At 73.0% G+C, this 17017-nt stretch carries 15 protein-coding genes and 1 pseudogene; 8 read left to right on the plus strand and 8 right to left on the minus strand.

Features of this window, described 5'->3' with window-relative positions:
* Nucleotide 1 precedes the first annotated feature (1 nt).
* The 6 genes from ACQP26_RS00920 to ACQP26_RS00945 all read right to left on the minus strand — a co-directional run bounded on the left by ACQP26_RS00920 (nucleotide 2) and on the right by ACQP26_RS00945 (nucleotide 6463).
* A complete protein-coding gene (locus ACQP26_RS00920) occupies nucleotides 2-1261 on the minus strand; it encodes an adenylosuccinate synthetase (RefSeq protein WP_433494679.1) in 1260 nt (419 codons plus the stop codon).
* A complete protein-coding gene (locus ACQP26_RS00925) occupies nucleotides 1258-2217 on the minus strand; it encodes a hypothetical protein (RefSeq protein ID WP_281579356.1) in 960 nt (319 codons plus the stop codon). Before ACQP26_RS00925 ends, ACQP26_RS00920 begins: the two co-directional genes overlap by 4 nt.
* Before the next feature lie 10 nt (nucleotides 2218-2227).
* Nucleotides 2228-3211 (minus strand): serine/threonine protein kinase, encoded by a 984-nt coding sequence (locus ACQP26_RS00930; protein ID WP_269703096.1) that lies wholly within the window; start codon nucleotides 3209-3211, stop codon nucleotides 2228-2230.
* The gene (locus ACQP26_RS00935) at nucleotides 3208-3960 is read right to left on the minus strand and encodes an NUDIX hydrolase (protein WP_121684963.1); all 753 of its coding nucleotides are present in this window, start codon (nucleotides 3958-3960) and stop codon (nucleotides 3208-3210) included. The genes ACQP26_RS00930 and ACQP26_RS00935 overlap by 4 nt, the downstream gene beginning before the upstream one ends.
* A gap of 86 nt (nucleotides 3961-4046) precedes the next feature.
* Complete coding sequence (locus ACQP26_RS00940) at nucleotides 4047-4895, minus strand: MaoC/PaaZ C-terminal domain-containing protein (protein WP_433494680.1); 849 nt, start codon at nucleotides 4893-4895, stop codon at nucleotides 4047-4049.
* Nucleotides 4896-5104: 209 nt separating this feature from the next.
* Nucleotides 5105-6463 (minus strand): 3-oxoacyl-ACP reductase, encoded by a 1359-nt coding sequence (locus ACQP26_RS00945; protein ID WP_135242738.1) that lies wholly within the window; start codon nucleotides 6461-6463, stop codon nucleotides 5105-5107.
* A gap of 55 nt (nucleotides 6464-6518) precedes the next feature.
* Here ACQP26_RS00945 and ACQP26_RS00950 point away from each other — a divergent pair, with 55 nt between their 5' ends.
* The 4 genes from ACQP26_RS00950 (at nucleotide 6519) to purB (ending at nucleotide 10697) form a co-directional block, all read left to right on the plus strand.
* Nucleotides 6519-7811: an acetyl-CoA C-acetyltransferase gene (locus ACQP26_RS00950; protein WP_433494681.1), complete on the plus strand. Its 1293-nt coding sequence runs from the start codon at nucleotides 6519-6521 to the stop codon at nucleotides 7809-7811.
* A gap of 111 nt (nucleotides 7812-7922) precedes the next feature.
* Nucleotides 7923-8438 (plus strand): SigE family RNA polymerase sigma factor, encoded by a 516-nt coding sequence (locus ACQP26_RS00955; RefSeq protein WP_433494682.1) that lies wholly within the window; start codon nucleotides 7923-7925, stop codon nucleotides 8436-8438.
* Nucleotides 8435-9184 (plus strand): hypothetical protein, encoded by a 750-nt coding sequence (locus ACQP26_RS00960; protein ID WP_433494683.1) that lies wholly within the window; start codon nucleotides 8435-8437, stop codon nucleotides 9182-9184. The genes ACQP26_RS00955 and ACQP26_RS00960 overlap by 4 nt, the downstream gene beginning before the upstream one ends.
* 88 nt (nucleotides 9185-9272) lie before the next feature.
* Complete coding sequence (gene purB, locus ACQP26_RS00965) at nucleotides 9273-10697, plus strand: adenylosuccinate lyase (protein WP_433494684.1); 1425 nt, start codon at nucleotides 9273-9275, stop codon at nucleotides 10695-10697.
* A gap of 87 nt (nucleotides 10698-10784) precedes the next feature.
* Here purB and ACQP26_RS00970 read toward each other — a convergent pair whose 3' ends face one another.
* Entirely contained in the window at nucleotides 10785-11360 is a 576-nt protein-coding gene (locus tag ACQP26_RS00970) for a YbjQ family protein (RefSeq protein WP_433494685.1), read from the minus strand.
* A gap of 12 nt (nucleotides 11361-11372) precedes the next feature.
* Entirely contained in the window at nucleotides 11373-12056 is a 684-nt protein-coding gene (locus tag ACQP26_RS00975) for a S1 family peptidase (protein ID WP_269703080.1), read from the minus strand.
* A 472-nt stretch (nucleotides 12057-12528) separates the two neighbouring features.
* On the opposite strand from ACQP26_RS00975, the gene purS reads away from it, so the two are divergent.
* The 4 genes and pseudogenes from purS to ACQP26_RS00995 all read left to right on the plus strand — a co-directional run bounded on the left by purS (nucleotide 12529) and on the right by ACQP26_RS00995 (nucleotide 16990).
* Nucleotides 12529-12792, plus strand: coding sequence for a phosphoribosylformylglycinamidine synthase subunit PurS (purS, locus tag ACQP26_RS00980; RefSeq protein WP_013473439.1), 264 nt, complete (start codon nucleotides 12529-12531; stop codon nucleotides 12790-12792).
* A complete protein-coding gene (gene purQ, locus ACQP26_RS00985) occupies nucleotides 12789-13472 on the plus strand; it encodes a phosphoribosylformylglycinamidine synthase subunit PurQ (RefSeq protein WP_018785472.1) in 684 nt (227 codons plus the stop codon). The genes purS and purQ overlap by 4 nt, the downstream gene beginning before the upstream one ends.
* Nucleotides 13473-13536: 64 nt before the next feature.
* A pseudogene (purL, locus tag ACQP26_RS00990) lies at nucleotides 13537-15918 on the plus strand (phosphoribosylformylglycinamidine synthase subunit PurL); the annotation flags it as partial.
* A gap of 322 nt (nucleotides 15919-16240) precedes the next feature.
* Complete coding sequence (locus ACQP26_RS00995) at nucleotides 16241-16990, plus strand: 2-phosphosulfolactate phosphatase (protein ID WP_269706947.1); 750 nt, start codon at nucleotides 16241-16243, stop codon at nucleotides 16988-16990.
* Nucleotides 16991-17017: the final 27 nt, after the last annotated feature.

Genomic DNA, 17017 nt, shown 5'->3' on the forward strand with positions numbered 1-17017 from the left:
GTTAAGCAGGGGCCCTTCCCATGCAAAAGGCGTTAACAAGGGGCCCTTCCTTCTCCTCGGCCGTCGGCCCGCGCGACGTGAGCACCACCGGCGCGCCCAGCGCCTCCGAGACGGCCGCCGTCCAGTCGGCCGGTGACTCGCCGAGCACCGGCCGGGCACGCAGCAGCCGCTGCGTGAGCGCCGCCTGCCGGTCCAGGTCACCGGCCGGGCCGGGGACGAGCCGGTCGATGCCCTCGTACCGGCGGCAGATCCGCAGCTCCGGACCGGCCAGGTCGAGGTGGGTCAGCGCCAGCCCGTCCACCCCACCGGCCACCTCCAGCGCGTACCGGTGGGCGACCGCGTCGAAGTGCCCGAACCGGAACCGCCCCTGCCAGGGGTTCGTCCCGTTGTGGCGGTCGGTGAACGGCAGCGCCGCGTCCTCGGTGACCAACGGCCCGGGACCGTGCCGCGTGGTGGTGGTCCGCAGCACGCCGAGCCGCTGCGCGGTACCGGCCATGCCCGCCTCGGCGAGCAGCGTCTCGGCGTTGGCGAACGTCGTGGTGCTCCACGTCGTGTACGGGTGGAAGCCGTGCCACTCGTCCAGCAGCACCCCCTGGGCGCCCTCGAAGACGCAGGTGCCCTCGCGCAGCGCCGATGCCAGCCAGGTCCGGTCGACGATCGCGACCCGGCGCGCGAAGGCCGCGTACGCGGGCAGGCAGTCCTGGACCGGCGGCGCGTCCAGCGGCCCCAGCTCGGCGGTGAGCCGGTCGCGCAGCGCGGTCAGCCGCCGGCGCAGCACCGCCGGGCGGCGGCAGTCCGCCACCCGGGGTGCCTCGTCGGGGTGGGCGAGGCCGTACGCGACAGCCTCGCCCACCCCGAGCCCGCAGGAGCCGTGCCGGTCGGCTCCCCGGGCGATCTCCCGGGCGCGATTCGCGGCCCGGTGGTACGGGGTGGCGAGCAGCGCCTCCCCGTCCACTGTCAGACGGTCGAGCGCGTCTGGTACGCCGACCGACGCGAGGTGGTCGGCCTCGGCGGCCAGCGCCAGCGGGTCCACCACGACGTGCCGCGCCAGGTGTGTCCGTACGCCGGGTCGGAACGTTCCGGCGCCGAACTGCGCGAACGTGTGGTGCCTCCCGTCGCGCAGGACGACGTTGTGCGCCGCCTGCGCGCCCCCGTTGAACCGGACCACCGTGTGCACCTGCCGGGTGGCGCAGAGCAGGTCCACCACGGTGCCCTTGCCGGCGTCGCCGTAGCCGAGGTCGACCACCATCACGTGGTTCACAGCCGGGTGACCCCGCTTCCGCCGTCGGCGGGGCTGAACGGCAGCGTCGCCACCGCGCGCCGGCCCGAGCCGAGCCGGGCCAGGGCCTTCGAGACGGTACGGGTGGCGGTGGAGCCGGCCCGGTCCAGGTCGCGCAGCCCGGCGTCCAGGTCGATGGCCTGCTCGCCCAGGCCGACGGTGAGCGCGATCGTCTCGCAGACCGCGTCCAGGTCGTCCAGTTCGACGGCGTTCTGCCCGAGCAGGCCGCGCCAGAAGTCGAGCACCTTGCGGTTGCCCGCGTAGTGGCTGCCGGCGGGCAGCAGGTAGTAGGTGTCCCAGCGCGCGGTCACCTCGTCCACGATCTGCCGGACCGGCATGTCCTCGCGCAGGTCGTCGCCGATCAGCCGGGCCACCTCAGCGGTCTTCACGGCCGGGTACGCCAGTTCGTCGCCGATGATGAACAGGTAGCCGCGCCGGCCGCGCTTGTCCCAGCTGTCGGTGGCCGTGTGCCGGGCCATGAAGTACAGCGCCAGCTCGTACGACTCCATCATCTGGCCGCCACCGCCGCCCTCCAGCACGATCCGGCCGAGGTCGTCGTCCATCCGGTTGTCGGACTCGAACTGCCCGATCTGCAACGGCACCCGGTCGCAGGTGGCGTCGCCGATCGCGCCGAACATGACCTGCGGGTCCGTCGCGTACCCCTGGCGCAGCAGCAGGCCGAGCAGCTGCGGCAGCTTGCTCTGCAGCACCCGGGGCACGTGTCCCATCGAGCCGGTGACGTCGAACAGCACGGCGATCGGCGTCGACTGGGGGTGCTCGGCGGAGTCGCGGCTCTCCCGCAGCGCGTCGCGCGGATCGAGCGCCGGGTGCACCTTGCGGGCGCCGCTGTCGCTGTACGAGAACGCGCTCTTGCCGGTGCGGCGCCGGTAACGGTCGGCGGCGTCGTACACGTCGGTGGACCAGATTCCACTGCCCATGGCAGCCTCCCTACGGGTTGAGGGTGAAGGGTCGGAAGGTGCGCGGCCCGTACAGCCGGTGCAGCACCTCGTCGAGTTCGCGCAGCAGCCGCCAGGCGTCGTCGGGCCGGGTGGCGAGCGCGGTGCCCTGGCAGCCGTCGGCGAAGGCGCGCAGCTCGCGCGGCGCGCGGTCGCCCATCAGCCAGGTCATGCAGCGGGCGGCGAGCGCGATGTCGGTGCCCGGCCCGCACTGCCGCTTCGCGGCGACCTCCGGCGGGTACCAGTCCTCGTGGCCGGGCACCAGCGCCGGCACGAGCCCGCCCGGCTCGGCCGAGAAGCACCAGTCGACGAGGACCAGGCCGTGCGCGTCCGGCTCGATCAGCACGTGCCGGGGCAGCACCGCGCCGTGCACGACGCCGGCCCGGTGGGCCAGGCCGAGCGCCACGAGCAGCCGCCGCCACATCCAGGCCGCGTCGCGCGGGTCCAGCCCGTCCGGGTACGCGCGGCGTACGTCGTCCAGGCTGCGCAGCCCGGGTACGGTCACCAGCTCGTTGACCTGCCGTTGCACGCCTGTGGACGGGTCGCGCGCCGGGTAGGAGTCGACGAGCCGGGGCACGTACGCGAGGTGCTTGGGGTCGCCGCGCTCGGCGATCCGGCGTAACGCGCGCGCCTCGCGGGCCATCAGGTCGTTGTCGCCGGGGTGCCGGGCCACCTTGGCCAGGTGATAAGAAGGGGCCCTTCCTCTACCGGAGGCGTTAACAGGGGGCCCTTCCTTTCGTTCGTGCAGGGTGGCGACGTCGCCGGTGTACGCGGGGGCGGGAGTGCGCCACCGGGTGGTGACGGTGACGAGCGCTTCGGCCGCGGCGGCGCGTACGCCCGGGTCGGCCGCGCCCAGCCGGTCGGGGTGCAGCGCGCCGACCAGCTCGCGGTAGCGGCGGGCCGGCTCCTGCGTGCCGAACAGGTCGGCGTCGGTACGCGCGGCCGTGACCAGCCGGATCGCCTCGTCGGTCCTCACCGCACCGTCTCCTCCCGGGCGGGGCGCAGCAGCGCCGGGTGCAGCAGCCGGGCGTCTCCGGCGCGGTAGAGCTTGGCCCGGGGGCCGCCGCGCGCGCCGCCGCGTTCGGTGCTGGCGCCGGTGCTCTCCACGAAGCCGGGCACGGAGAGCACCTTGCGGTGGAAGTTGCCGGCGTGCAGGGGGTGGCCCCAGACCGTCTCGTAGACCTCGCGCAGCTCGGTGATCGTGAACTCGGGGGCGAGGAACCGGGTGGCGAGCGGCGTGTACTCCAGCTTGGAGCGGGCGCGCTCCAGCCCGTCGTCGATGATCCGGCCGTGGTCGAAGGCGAGTTGCCGGCTGGTGAGCGCGGTGACCGGCAGCCAGATCGCCTCGTCGGCGTCGGTGTCGGCGACCGGGTCGGGCAGGTCGGGGGCGAACGCCAGGTGCGCGACCGAGACCACCCGCATGCGCGGGTCGCGGTCCGGGGCGCCGTAGCTGCCGAGCTGTTCCAGGTGCACCCGGCGTAGCCGCTCGCCGCCGAGGCCGGTCTCCTCGGCCAGTTCGCGCCGGGCACCGGCGGACAGGTCCTCGTCCGGCTGGACGAAGCCGCCGGGCAGGGCCCAGTGCCCCGCGTAGGGCGGCGCGCCCCGGCGGATCAGGAGCAGGTGCAGCGCGCCCTCGCGGATGGTCAGGGCGACCACGTCGACGGTGACCGCGACCGCCGGATAGTCCCGGGGGTCGTATCCGGCGAGGAACTCCTGCTCGTTCACTGTTACCAACTCTCTCAGGTTGAGAACAACTCAATCTGAGAACAACTTAGCGTCGAAAAGAGGGGACGGCAAGTCCCCTCTTTCGCTCAGCGCACCGAACCGACCAGATGCGGCCTTCCGTCCCGGGCGCTGTGCAGCGCGAAGTCCCAGCCCGCACCGGTCGCCGAGGCGCTGAACGCCACAGTCGACGGCAACGGCACCGGCAGCTTGAACGACACGTCCACCGTGTACGCCTCTGGTAGCCGGGGCTCCAGCGCGGCCAGGCAGCGGGCCTTGCTCCACATGCCGTGCGCGATCGGGCGCGGGAAGCCGAACAGCCGCGCGCCCAGCTTGGACGTGTGGATCGGGTTGTGGTCGCCGGAGACGCGGGCGTAGTCCGTACCGACCCGGGGCGTCACCCGCCATCGGGCCGAGGCGGCGGGCGGCGCGGGGCGGTCACCCCTGTCGCGCCGCGGACCGCCGCCGGACGCGCGCTCCTTCCCGAGGTACGTGGACACGCCGCGCCACACCTCCTCGCCGCCGATCGTTCCGACCAGCACCACGTCGAGCTGGCGGCCCCGCTCGTGCGGGCGCAGGTTCTCCGCGTACGTGTGGAAGTCGACGCTCTCGCCGGCCTCGACCGGACGGTGCACGGTGATCCGGTTGGCGACGTGCACCACGCCGGTGAGCGGGATCGGGAAGCCGGGGCTCGTCATCAGCCGCAGCGACAGCGGAAACCCGAGCACGTGCAGGTACGTGGCCGGCAGCCGGTCGGTCAGCCGGAACCCGCACACCCGGTCGTAGTCCGCCAGGTGCCGCTGATCCACGGCGACTCCCGAGACGGCCAGTTCGACCGCCGGCACGTCCGCCCCGCGCCGCCCCCCAACCCCAGGCACCACCCCGAGTAGCGCCCGCCGATACAACGCCGAACTCGCAGGCAGCCCGTCCAACTCCATCCGCCGCCGCCCCGCCACTCCCTCACCCCGTCGATCATGAGGTTGGCTGCCTTGTGGATCTCCAGACGTACCGTCAACTTCATGATCGACGGAGGCCGGGCGGGTGCGGGACTGGGCGAGGGCGGCGGCCCGGGCTGCCGTGAGGTCGCGGGTGGGGCCCTCGATCAGGTCGTGCAGGGTCAGGTCGTCGTCCTCGTGGTCCTTCGGCATCACGCCCCCAGGAGGCTCTGGCCGCAGACCCGGACCACGTTGCCGCTGACCGCGCCGCTCGCCGGCCAGGAGAGCCACCCGATCGTCTCGGCCACGTCCACCGGCAGGCCGCCCTGGGCCATGCTGTTCATCCGGCGTCCCGCCTCGCGGATGGTCAGCGGGATACGCGCGGTCAGTCGGGTCTCGATGAAGCCCGGCGCCACGGCGTTCAGGCTGATCCCGCGCTCGCGCAGCACCGGGGAGAGCGAGTCGACCAGGCCGATCACGCCGGCCTTGCTGGTCGCGTAGTTGGTCTGCCCCCGGTTGCCGGCGATCCCGGCGATCGACGAGACCGACACGATCCGGCCGCCGGCCGGGATCAGGTCGCGTTCCAGCAGCACGTCGTTGATGCGCTCCTGGCTGGACAGGTTCACGTCGATCACCGAGTCCCACCGGTCGGCGTCCATCCGGCCCAGCGTCTTGTCCCGGGTGATGCCCGCGTTGTGCACCACCACGTCGACCCGCCCGTGCCGGGACGCCAGGTGCTCCGCCAGCCGGGTCGGCGCATCCGGCGCGGTCAGGTCGAGCTGCACCGCGCTGCCGCCGATGTCGTTGGCGACGGCGGCCAGCTCGTCCCCGGCCGCCGGGATGTCCAGCGCCACCACCTGGGCACCGTCGCGCGCCAGCACCTTCGCCAGCGCCGCGCCGATGCCCCGGGCCGCGCCGGTCACCAGCACCACCTGCCCGTCGAGCGGCCGGTCCCAGTCGGCCGGCGCGACGGCGGTGCCGGCGCCGACCCGGATCACCTGGCCCGAGACGTACGCGGACCGGCCGGAGAGCAGGAACCGGAGCGTGGACTCCAGGCTCACCGGGGTGCCGGCGTCACCCTCGCGTGTCACGTAGACCAGCTGGGCGGTCACGCCCCGGCCGAACTCCTTGCCGATGCTGCGGGTCAGGCCCTCCAGCGCACGCTGGGCGGTAGCCTCCCGGGGGGAGCCGCACTCGGCCGGCGGCGTGCCCAGCACGATCACCCGGCCGCTCGGCAGCAGCGAACGGGCCTGCGGGTGGAAGAAGTCGTAGAGCTGGCGCAGCCCGGCGGAGTCGGTGATGCCGCTGGCGTCGTACACCAGGGCCGCGAAGCGGCGGTCGGCGTCGTGGGCGGCGACCGGATCGGCCAGCTCGACCCCGGCGGCGGTCAGGATCTTCCCGGCCGGCTCGGCGATCCGGCCACCGGCCGAGGAGCCGAGCAGGACCGGCCCGGGAACGAGCGGGTCACCCGGCGTGTGTCGGCGCAGTCGGGGCGGGTCGGGCAGCCCGAGGCGCTTGACCAGCGCGCGACCGGCCCCCGTCTGGACGAAGCTCGCGTACCTGTCGGTCATAGGCGTAGCCTACTGGCGAGTAGGGTTCGGGCAACAGTTTCGAGGGAGGCCGATCGTGCAGAGTGTCCGGCGGGTCGCGGTCATCGGGGGCAACCGCATCCCCTTCGCCCGGTCCAACTCGCGCTACGCGCACGCGTCGAACGCGGACATGCTCGGTGCGGCGCTCGACGGGCTGGTCGCCCGGTTCGGGCTGGCCGGCGAGCGGGTCGGCGAGGTGGTGGCCGGCGCGGTGCTCAAGCACTCCCGCGACTTCAACCTCACCCGTGAGGTGGTGCTCGGCTCCCGGCTCGACCCGCACACCCCCGCGTACGACATCCAGCAGGCCTGCGGCACCGGGCTGGAAGCGGCCATCCTGGTCGCCAACAAGATCGCCCTCGGGCAGATCGAGGTCGGCATCGCCGGTGGCGTCGACACCACCTCGGACGCACCGCTCGCCGTCAACGAGGACATGCGGCGCACGCTGCTCCAGCTCAACTCCGCCCGTACGCTCGGCGAACGGCTCAAGATCGCGGCGAAGCTGCGCCCGCACCAGCCGTTCAAGCCGGACATCCCGCGCAACGCCGAGCCGCGTACCGGGCTGTCCATGGGTGAGCACGCGGCCCGCACCGCGCTGCGCTGGAACGTCGACCGGACCGCGCAGGACGAACTGGCGCTGCGTTCGCACCAGCGGCTCGCCGCCGCGTACGACAAGGGGTTCTTCGACGACCTGATGACCCCCTACCTGGGGCTGACCCGCGACCAGAACCTGCGGCCGGACACCAGCCTGGAGAAGCTCGGCTCGCTCAAGCCGGTCTTCGGCGCCTCCGGCGCGGACGCCGAGCGGGCCACCATGACCGCCGGCAACTCCTCGCCGCTCACCGACGGCGCGTCGACGGTGCTGCTCGCCTCCGAGGAGTGGGCCAAGGCGCACAACCTGCCGGTGCTGGCCTGGTTCTCCTGGTCCGAGGCCGCCGCCGTCGACTTCGTGCACGGCGACGAGGGCCTGCTGATGGCCCCCGCGTACGCCGTGCCCCGGATGCTGGCCCGCGCCGGGCTGAGCCTCCAGGACTTCGACTTCTACGAGGTCCACGAGGCGTTCGCCTCGCAGGTGCTGGCCACGCTCGCCGCCTGGGAGTCGCCGGAGTTCTGCAAGGAGCGCCTCGGCCTGGACGCCCCGCTCGGCTCGATCGACAGGGACAAGCTCAACGTCAACGGCTCGTCGCTGGCGGCCGGGCACCCGTTCGCCGCCACCGGCGGCCGGATCGTCGCCACGCTCGCCAAGCTGCTGGATCAGAAGGGGAGCGGGCGCGGTCTGATCTCCATCTGTGCGGCAGGCGGGCAGGGCGTGACAGCGATCCTGGAGCGCTGACGACACCGACCGCCCGGCTCACACCGGGCGGTCCCTTTTTCGCCGGGCCGGCAACCCGCCTGCCGGCCCGTTCCGTCCCCTGGGCATGAGGCGAACGAGAAGCGGCGCCCCGTGACCGGGCGTGACGAGGAGTTCCGCGACTACGTGACCGCCCGGCTGGAGCCGCTGCGCCGCACGGCGTACCTGCTCTGCCGGGACTGGCACACGGCGGACGACCTGGTGTCGATCACGCTGGGCAAGCTCTACCGCAACTGGCGGCGGGCGCTCGGCGCGAACAACATCGACGCGTACGTCCGGGGGATGCTCACCAACGCTTGGCTGGACGAGCGGCGCCGCCCGTGGCGGCGGGAGCACAGCACCGACGAGGTGCCGGACCGGGCGGACCTGGCGGCCGGGGAGCCGTCGGTCGGTGAGCGGGAGATGCTGCTGGACATGCTGGGCCGGCTCGCGCCGCGGCGACGGGCGGTGGTGGTGCTCCGGTTCTACTGCGACCTGTCCGTCGAGGAGACCGCGCAGATCCTGGGCGTCAGCACCGGCACCGTGAAAAGTCAGGCCGCCCGCGCGCTGGAGACGTTGCGGCTGCTCGCCTCGCACCATTCGGCAGTGGAGAGCGGGAGGCAGCGATGACGTACCGGCAGATCTTCGACGAGGCGATCGGGGACGCGCCGCCGACGGCGGTGGACGTGGACGCACTGGTGGCGCGGGAGGGCCGGCGTCGCCGGCGTCGGGTGGGCGCGTACGCCTCGGCGACAGCGGTGCTGGCGCTGGCGCTCGGCGTCGGCGTGGTCGTGCAGCCGGGTGCGTCCGGCGGCCCGGCGCCCACCCTCCCGGTCGCGTCGGCCTCCGCCTCCGCCCGATCCGAGCCGGAGCGCCTGCAAGCGGCGATCCTGACCGCGTTCCACCGGGAGGCGCCGGACCTGCGGTGGGTGCAGGGCGGTTCGACCGCCGACCGCGAGACCTGGGACGGCCCGGTCACCGACACGCCGCCGTGGACGGTGAAGCCGTTCCAGTGGGAGTCCATGACCGGCTGGTTCGCGGTGGGTATCGCCGCTAGGGGCGAGGTCCGGTCGTATCTGACCATCAACGTGGGCAGGATGCGCCCCGGCCACACGAGCCCGGGCGACTGCACCCCCGGCCAGGTCACGTGCCGGTCCTTCACCGGCCCCGCAGGTGAGCTCGTGGTGGCGCACGACACGGAGGGCAGGAACCTGGTCGGGTCGGTGACCAAGCGCACGGTCCTGCGTAGCGTGACCGTCGAGCGGGCCGACGGCACCAACGTGTCGGTGCAGACGGTCTCGTCCACCGACCGGCACCTGATGACAGTCGAGGAGATGGCCGCGGTCGCGCTCGACCCGGAGATCCGGCTGGGCTGACGGCGTGTCCCGGTCCGGCCCGCCCACAGGCCGGACCGGGTACCGGCGTCGCCGGGGCCGGCCCGGGCGTCGTGAAAGACTGAGGTACGTGACGACGATCCCGAACGTGCTCGCCAACCGGTACGCCTCGCCCGAACTGGTCGCCCTCTGGTCGCCGGAGGAGAAGGTCCGGATGGAGCGCCGGCTCTGGCTTGCGGTGCTCAAGGCCCAGCGTGACCTCGGCGTGCCGGTGCCGGACGGGGTCGTGGAGGCGTACGAGCGGGTGGTCGACCAGGTCGACCTGGCCTCGATCGCGGCGCGGGAGCGGGTCACCCGGCACGACGTGAAGGCCCGGATCGAGGAGTTCAGCGCGCTCGCCGGGCACGAGCACGTGCACAAGGGGATGACCTCCCGCGACCTCACCGAGAACGTCGAGCAGCTCCAGATCCGGGCCTCGCTGGAGCTGATCCGGGACCGGGTGGTCGCCACGCTGGCCCGGCTGGGCTGGCACGCGGGCGAGTACTCGGCGCTGGTGATGACCGGCCGGTCGCACAACGTCGCCGCGCAGGCCACCACACTGGGCAAGCGCTTCGCGTCGGCGGCCGAGGAGCTGCTCATCGCGTACGAGCGGCTGGAGGACCTGATCGGCTGGTTCCCGCTGCGCGGGATCAAGGGTCCGGTGGGCACCGCCGCCGACCAGCTCGACCTGTTCGACGGCGACGCCGGCAAGGTGGCCGAACTGGAGCGCCGAGTGGCCGAGCATCTGGGGTTCAGCCGGGTGCTGGACAGCGTCGGCCAGGTCTACCCGCGTTCGATCGACATGGCGGTCGTCGCCGCGTTGGCCCAGGTGGCCGCCGCGCCGTCCTCGCTGGCGACCACGATCCGGCTCATGGTGGGCCAGGAACTGGTCACCGAGGGCTTCAAGCCGGGCCAGGTCGGTTCCAGCGCGATGCCGCACAAGATGAACACGCGCTCGTCGGAGCGGGTGAACGGCTTCGCGGTGATCATCCGGGGTTACCTGTCGATGGTCGGCGAGCTGGCCGGTGACCAGTGGAACGAGGGTGACGTCTCCTGCTCGGTGGTGCGCCGGGTCGCGCTGCCCGACGCGTTCTTCGCCGCCGACGGGCTGTTCCAGACGTTCCTCACCGTGCTGGACGAGTTCGGCCCGTACCCGGCGGTGATCAACCGGGAGCTGGAGCGCTTCCTGCCGTTCCTCGCCACCACGAAGATCCTCGTGGCCGCCGTGCGCCGGGGTGTCGGCCGGGAGGTCGCGCACGAGGTGATCAAGGAGCACGCGGTCGCCGTGGCGCTCGCCATGCGGGAGAAGGGCGCGGCCGAGAACGACCTGTTCGACCGCTTGGCCGCCGACGGCCGGCTGGGCCTCACCCGGGCCGAGATCGACACCCTGGTCGCGGACCGCAACGCCTTCGTAGGCGCCGCCACGGACCAGGTCACCCGCGTAACCGCCAGAATCACCAAGGTCGTGGAAACCCACCCCCAGGCCGCCACCTACTCCCCGCCCCCCATCCTCTGACCTTTTACCTGGTCGATCATGAGGTTGGCGGCACTCAGGGAGATCGTTCCTGCCGTCAACCTCATGATCGACCGTTGAACGGGCCGGTCAGGGGCCGGTGGGGGTCTCGGCCGCGGAACTCAGGTTGGGGGCGCTGGCCGGTTCGGCGATGCCGCCCGGGGCGGAGGCGATCTCCGGGTCGTGGGCGGTCTCGGCCGCGATCGCCGGCTGGTCCGGCGGCATGACATCAGGCATCTTCGGCGCGACGATCACTGCGGTGCCGTACGCGCAGATCTCCATCCACATCTCGCCGCAGTCCCGGCTGTCGAAGCGCATGCCGATCACCGCGTTCGCGCCCAGGCGGCGCGCCTCCTCGCCGAGGCGGGCCACCGAGTCGGTACGCCACCGCGTCAGGTTGTCCGGCGCCAACGGGTCGTAGGCGCCACCGCGCAGGTTCTTGACCCCCTCGCGGTACGGGTTTCGGGTCCTCGCCATCGAGGAGACCACTTCGCCGAGGATCTGGCGGATCTCGTAGCCGGGCAGTTGATCCGTCGTCACGACCAGCACGCTTCCGATGCTGTCAGTCCCCGGCCGGGTGGTTCGCGAGCGGTGTTCAGCTGATCGGATGCTGAAAAACGGCGCGGCGCGGACGGCCGGGCCACACCCGGCCGATCCGCGCCGCATCGGCATCAACCGTCAGACACCGGCCGTCGAGGTGATCCAGGACCGGTTGTACGCAACACTGCCGTAGTTCTGGATGCTCTGGCCGTCGGCGGTGGAGGCGACACCGACCTGCCGGCCGTTGTAGAACTGCGGGCCGCCCGAGTCCCCCCGCCACGCGTTGCCGTTGACCCGGGTGCTCCGGATCGCCTGGCCGCCGTACGCGTCGGTGACGCTGGTGCTGGTCACCCGTACGCTGGCGGTCTTGAGCTGCGACGAAGCGCTGCACCCGCTGTAGCAGGTCATGCCCCAGCCGTAGATGGTGTTCGTGGAGCCGACCGGCGGGTTGCTGGTGGCCAGCGACACGGCGGAGGTGCTAACCGTGCTGGACAGGCGCAGCAGGGCCAGGTCGTAGCGGGTGTACGAGGCGCTCACGGTGCGGGTCACGCCGCCCGAGGCGCGGTAGACGCTGCCGACCCGGACGGACATGGTGCCACTGACACAGTGCCGGGCGGTTAGCACCCACTGGGGTGCGATGACGCTGCCGGAGCAGGTGAACGAGCCGTTGCTGAAGACGGCGGCGGCCCACGGCGCGGACGAGACGGTGCCGCCGCCGATGATCGGCTGGGGGCCGGCTGGCGCGGCGGTGGCGCCGGAGGCGGCGACCAGGACGCCGGCCAGCGCGGTGGTCAGCACGGCGAGCAGGGGACGGAGGCGCATGTCGGAGCTCCTTCTGCGCGGACGCCCGGGGGTTGCCGGGCAGGGGGTGACACCCGCCGGCTTGGGGTGGGCCGGCGAGGGACATCGATCTAACTCATCGACATCTGACGATGCATGCTACGACCGCGACACCCTCTGTCACAAGGTGCGGATCGAATCGCGCCGATGGCGTGACGCGCGCCGCGTACCGCCCGGGTGTGCTGTCGGATACCGGTCCAAGGTGGGGTGTTTCACGGCAGAATGCCTGGTAGGAGGTGGTGCCGAGGGGCGTCCACAAGCGCGGAGCGCAACGAATTCGCATCGACGCCGCAACGAACGGGCAACGGTGCCCGTCCGGTCCCGCCGGTGGGGCCGATCGGTGCCGGAACTGCCCCCGGCCGGTGCGGGCCGGGCGGTATCTGCCAGGTAGGCTGGCTGCGCTCGCCCGATTGTTGGGCCGGCACCCAACTGCGTACACAGTCAGGAGTGCCCAGTGCCTCGCGTCGTAGTCGACGTCATGCTCAAGCCCGAGATCCTCGATCCGCAGGGCCAGGCCGTCGCAAACGCGCTGCCCCGCCTCGGCGTCAGTGACGTCGCCTCGGTTCGGATCGGCAGGCGGATCGAGATCGAGTTCACCGGCGAACCGGACCTGGACCGGGCCCGGGAGATCGCCGACAAGCTGCTGGCCAACCCGGTCATCGAGGACTTCACCGTCCGCGTGGTCACCGCCGACGAGACCGCGGGCGCGCAGTCGTGACCGCCCGGGTCGGTGTGGTCACCTTCCCCGGCTCCCTCGACGACGGGGACGCGGCCCGGGCCGTACGGATCGCCGGCGCCGAGGCGGTCCGGCTCTGGCACGGCGACCCGGACCTGCACGGGGTGGACGCGGTCGTCCTGCCCGGCGGCTTCTCCTACGGCGACTACCTGCGCTGCGGCGCCATCGCCCGGTTCGCCCCGGTGATGGAGACGATCGTCCAGGCCGCGCGCGGTGGCCTGCCGGTCCTCGGCATCTGCAACGGCTTCCAGATCCTCTGCGAGGCGCACCTGCTGCCCGGCGCGCTCACCCGCAACCAGCACCTGCACTTCCGCAACCGGGACCAGGTCCTGCGGATCGAGAGCACCGGCACCGCCTGGACGAACGCGTTCCAGCCGGGCCAGGAGGTGCTCATCCCGGTCAAGAACGGCGAGGGCTGCTACGTCGCCGACCCCGCGACGCTCGATCGGCTGGAGGGCGAGGGCCGCGTCGTCGCCCGCTACGTCGGCGGCAACCCCAACGGATCGCAGCGCGACATCGCGGCGATCACCAACGAGGCCGGCAACGTCGTCGGCATCATGCCGCACCCCGAGCACGCGGTGGAGGCGCTCACCGGCCCCTCCCTGGACGGCCTCGGCTTCTTCACCTCGGTGCTCAAGCATCTGGTGGGAGCGCCGGCGTGATGGTGGCCGGGAACAACGGTCGGCTCACCCGCCGCACCGGCGGCGAGCGCAGCAAGGAGACGTCATGACCACCCATCCGGACCCGGCCCTGCGCGAAGCGCAGAGCGTGGTGCCGCAGGCCGGCCCGACCGACGACTGGGCGCTGGGCGTGGACACCGTTCCCCGGGCCGCCGACACCCCGGAGGAGCTTCAGCCGTACGCCGAGCTGGGCCTCCGCGACGACGAGTACGACCGGATCCGGCACATCCTCGGCCGCCGGCCCACCCAGGCCGAGCTGGCCATGTACTCGATCATGTGGAGCGAGCACTGCTCCTACAAGTCGAGCAAGGTGCACCTGCGCCAGTTCGGCGAGAAGGCACCGCCGAGCGACCGGCTGCTCGCCGGCATCGGAGAGAACGCCGGCGTGGTCCGGGTCTCCGACGAGCTGGCGGTGACCTTCAAGGTCGAGTCGCACAACCACCCGAGCTTCGTCGAGCCGTACCAGGGCGCGGCGACCGGCGTCGGCGGCATCGTCCGCGACATCCTCGCCATGGGCGCCCGCCCGGTCGCCGTGATGGACCCGCTGCGCTTCGGCGCGGCCGACCACCCGGACACCGCCCGCGTCCTGCCCGGCGTGGTCGCCGGTGTCGGCGGCTACGGCAACTGCCTGGGCCTGCCCAACATCGGCGGCGAGGTCGTCTTCGACCCCTGCTACCAGGGCAACCCCCTCGTCAACGCGCTCTGCCTGGGCGTGCTGCCGGTCGACCGGCTGCAGAAGAAGGACGCCACCGGCCCCGGCAACATCGTGGTGCTGATGGGCGCCAAGACCGGCCGCGACGGCATCGGCGGCGTGTCCGTGCTGGCGAGCGCCACCTTCGACGAGGGCAGCGAGCAGCGCCGCCCGTCCGTGCAGGTGGGCGACCCCTTCATGGAGAAGCTGCTCATCGAGGCGTGCCTGGAGCTGTACGACGCCGAACTGGTCGTCGGCATCCAGGATCTCGGCGGCGCCGGCCTGACCTGCGCCCTCACCGAGACCGCCGCCTCCGCCGGCACCGGCATGCGGGTGTGGCTGGAGCGGGTACCGCTGCGCGAGCCGTCCATGGAGCCGCACGAGATCCTGGCCAGCGAGTCCCAGGAGCGAATGCTGCTCGTCGTCTCGCCGGACAAGCTCGACGCGGTGCTCAAGACCGCCGAGAAGTGGGGCGTCTGGGCCACCGCCATCGGCGAGGTCACCGCGCCCTCGCCGGACGGTCAGCCGGGCCGCCTGGTCGTCACCTGGCGCGACCAGCTCGTGGTGGACGTGCCGCCGGGCTCGCTCGTCGACGACGGTCCGGTGTACGCCCGGCCGATGCGTGAGCCGGCCGACCTGATCCTGCTCCAGGCCGACCGCGCCGAGACGCTGCCCCGGCCGAGCACCCCGGAGGCGCTCCGGGAGACCGTGCTGCGCATGATCGCGTCGCCGAACCTGGCCGACAAGACCTGGGTCACCGAGCAGTACGACAGGTACGTGCTCGGCAACACCGTGCTCGCCCAGCCGGAGGACTCCGGCGTGATCCGGATCGACGAGCGCAGCGGCCTCGGTGTCGCGCTCTCCGTCGACGGCAACGGCCGGTACGCCCGCCTCGACCCGTACCACGGGACGAAGCTGGCGCTGGCCGAGGCGTACCGGAACGTGGCGGTGACCGGCGCGAAGCCGATCGCGGTGACCAACTGCCTGAACTTCGGCTCGCCGGAGGACCCGGGCGTGATGTGGCAGTTCGCCGAGGCCGTGCGCGGCCTGGCGGACGGCTGCCTGGAGCTGGGCATCCCGGTGACCGGCGGCAACGTCAGCTTCTACAACCAGACCGGTGCCGCGGCCATCCACCCGACCCCTGTGGTCGGTGTGCTGGGCGTGCTCGACGACGTCGCCGACCGCGTGCCGATGGGCTTCGTACCGCGCCCGGCCGGCGACCACGACCAGCTGTTCCTGCTGGGCGAGACGCACGTCGAGCTGTCCGGCTCGGAGTGGGCCTGGGTGACGCACGAGCACCTGGGCGGCATCCCGCCGCAGGTCGACCTGGCCCGCGAGCGGCAGCTCGCCGAGCTGCTGGCCGAGGCGGCCCGGGTCGGGCACCTCAGCTCCGCGCACGACCTGTCCGACGGCGGTCTGGCGCAGAGCCTGGTCGAGTCGGCCCTGCGCCGAGGCGTGGGCGCCCGGGTCGTGGTGCCGGAGCACTTCGCCGGTGGCTCGATGCCGTTCGTCTTCCTGTTCAGCGAGTCCGCCGGCCGCGTGCTGGTGTCGGTGCCGCGTGGCCACGAGAAGGCGTTCACCGCCCTCTGCGGCGAGCGCGGCGTGCCGTGGGAGTTCATCGGCGTCACCGACCCGGCCTCCGGCGCGCTCGAGGTGCACGGCCAGTTCCGGATCGGCCTGGACGAGCTGCGCGAGGCGCACACCGGTACGCTCCCTCGCCTGTTCGGCGCCGCCGAGGCGGCCCGGGTGGAGGTGGCGGCGACCCGTACCGGGACCACCACTGTGCTTCCGGCCACGGCCGAGCAGCCGGTCGGGGTGGACCCGGCCGCTGTCGACGCCGAGCCGATCGCCAAGGCCGGTCGGGACACCCCGCCGGCCGACGCCGAGGCGTCCGCGCCCGCTGTCGAGGCGGCCTCCGACGCGCCGGACGAGGCCGCGCAGGCCGACGCGACGCCGACCGTCGACGAAGCCCCGGCCCAGGACGAGTCGGCGCCTGCCGACGGGTCCGACGGTCCGGCTTCCGGTGAGCCGGCACCGGGCCAGCGCTGAGGCGCTCGCCTTGGCCGTCTTCACCCAACCCGGCGCCGGTGCCCGGTTCGACTGGGGGCTGACCGGGGCGGCGGAACTCGGCCGGGTCTGCGCCGCACTGGTGGTGGTGGACGTGCTGTCGTTCACCACCGCCGTGGAGGTGGCGGTGAGCCGCGGCATGCGGGTCCACCCGTTCCCGTGGGGTGAGCAGGCCGCCGACTACGCCCGCCGGGTGGGGGCCGTGGCCGCTGTGGGCCGCCGGAAGACGACCGCGGAGCACCCGTGGTCGCTCTCCCCGGCGGCGCTGCGGACCGCGCCGGTCGTCGCCGACCTGGTGCTGCCCTCTCCGAACGGTTCGGCGATCAGCGCCGCCGCGAGCGCCACCGGCGTGCCGGTGGTCGCGGCGTGCCTGCGTAACGCACCCGCCGTCGGGCGCTGGCTGCGCGCCGAGGGGTACGGCTCGAAGGACGCCCCGGTGGGTGTGGTGGCGGCCGGTGAGCGCTGGCCCGACGGGTCACTGCGGCCGTGCGTGGAGGACCAGCTCGGGGCGGCCTGCGTGCTCGACGCGCTGGCCGGGGTGCCCGGCGGGCTCTCGGTGGAGGCCGCGATGGCGCTCGCCGCGCTGGCGAGCACGCCGGACGTGCCGGCGGCGGTCCGGGGATGTGTCTCCGGGCGGGAACTCGTCGAGGGCGGCTTCGCCGAGGACGTCGCGGTCGCGACCGAGGTGGGCGTCTCCGACGTGGTGCCGGTGCTCCGCCAGGGCTACTTCGCCCCCGCCTGATTCCCCCTGCTGACGACTGTGGCCGCC

Origin of the sequence: Micromonospora sp. CA-248089 (assembly GCF_050948515.1) — a bacterium.
GTDB lineage: Bacteria > Actinomycetota > Actinomycetes > Mycobacteriales > Micromonosporaceae > Micromonospora.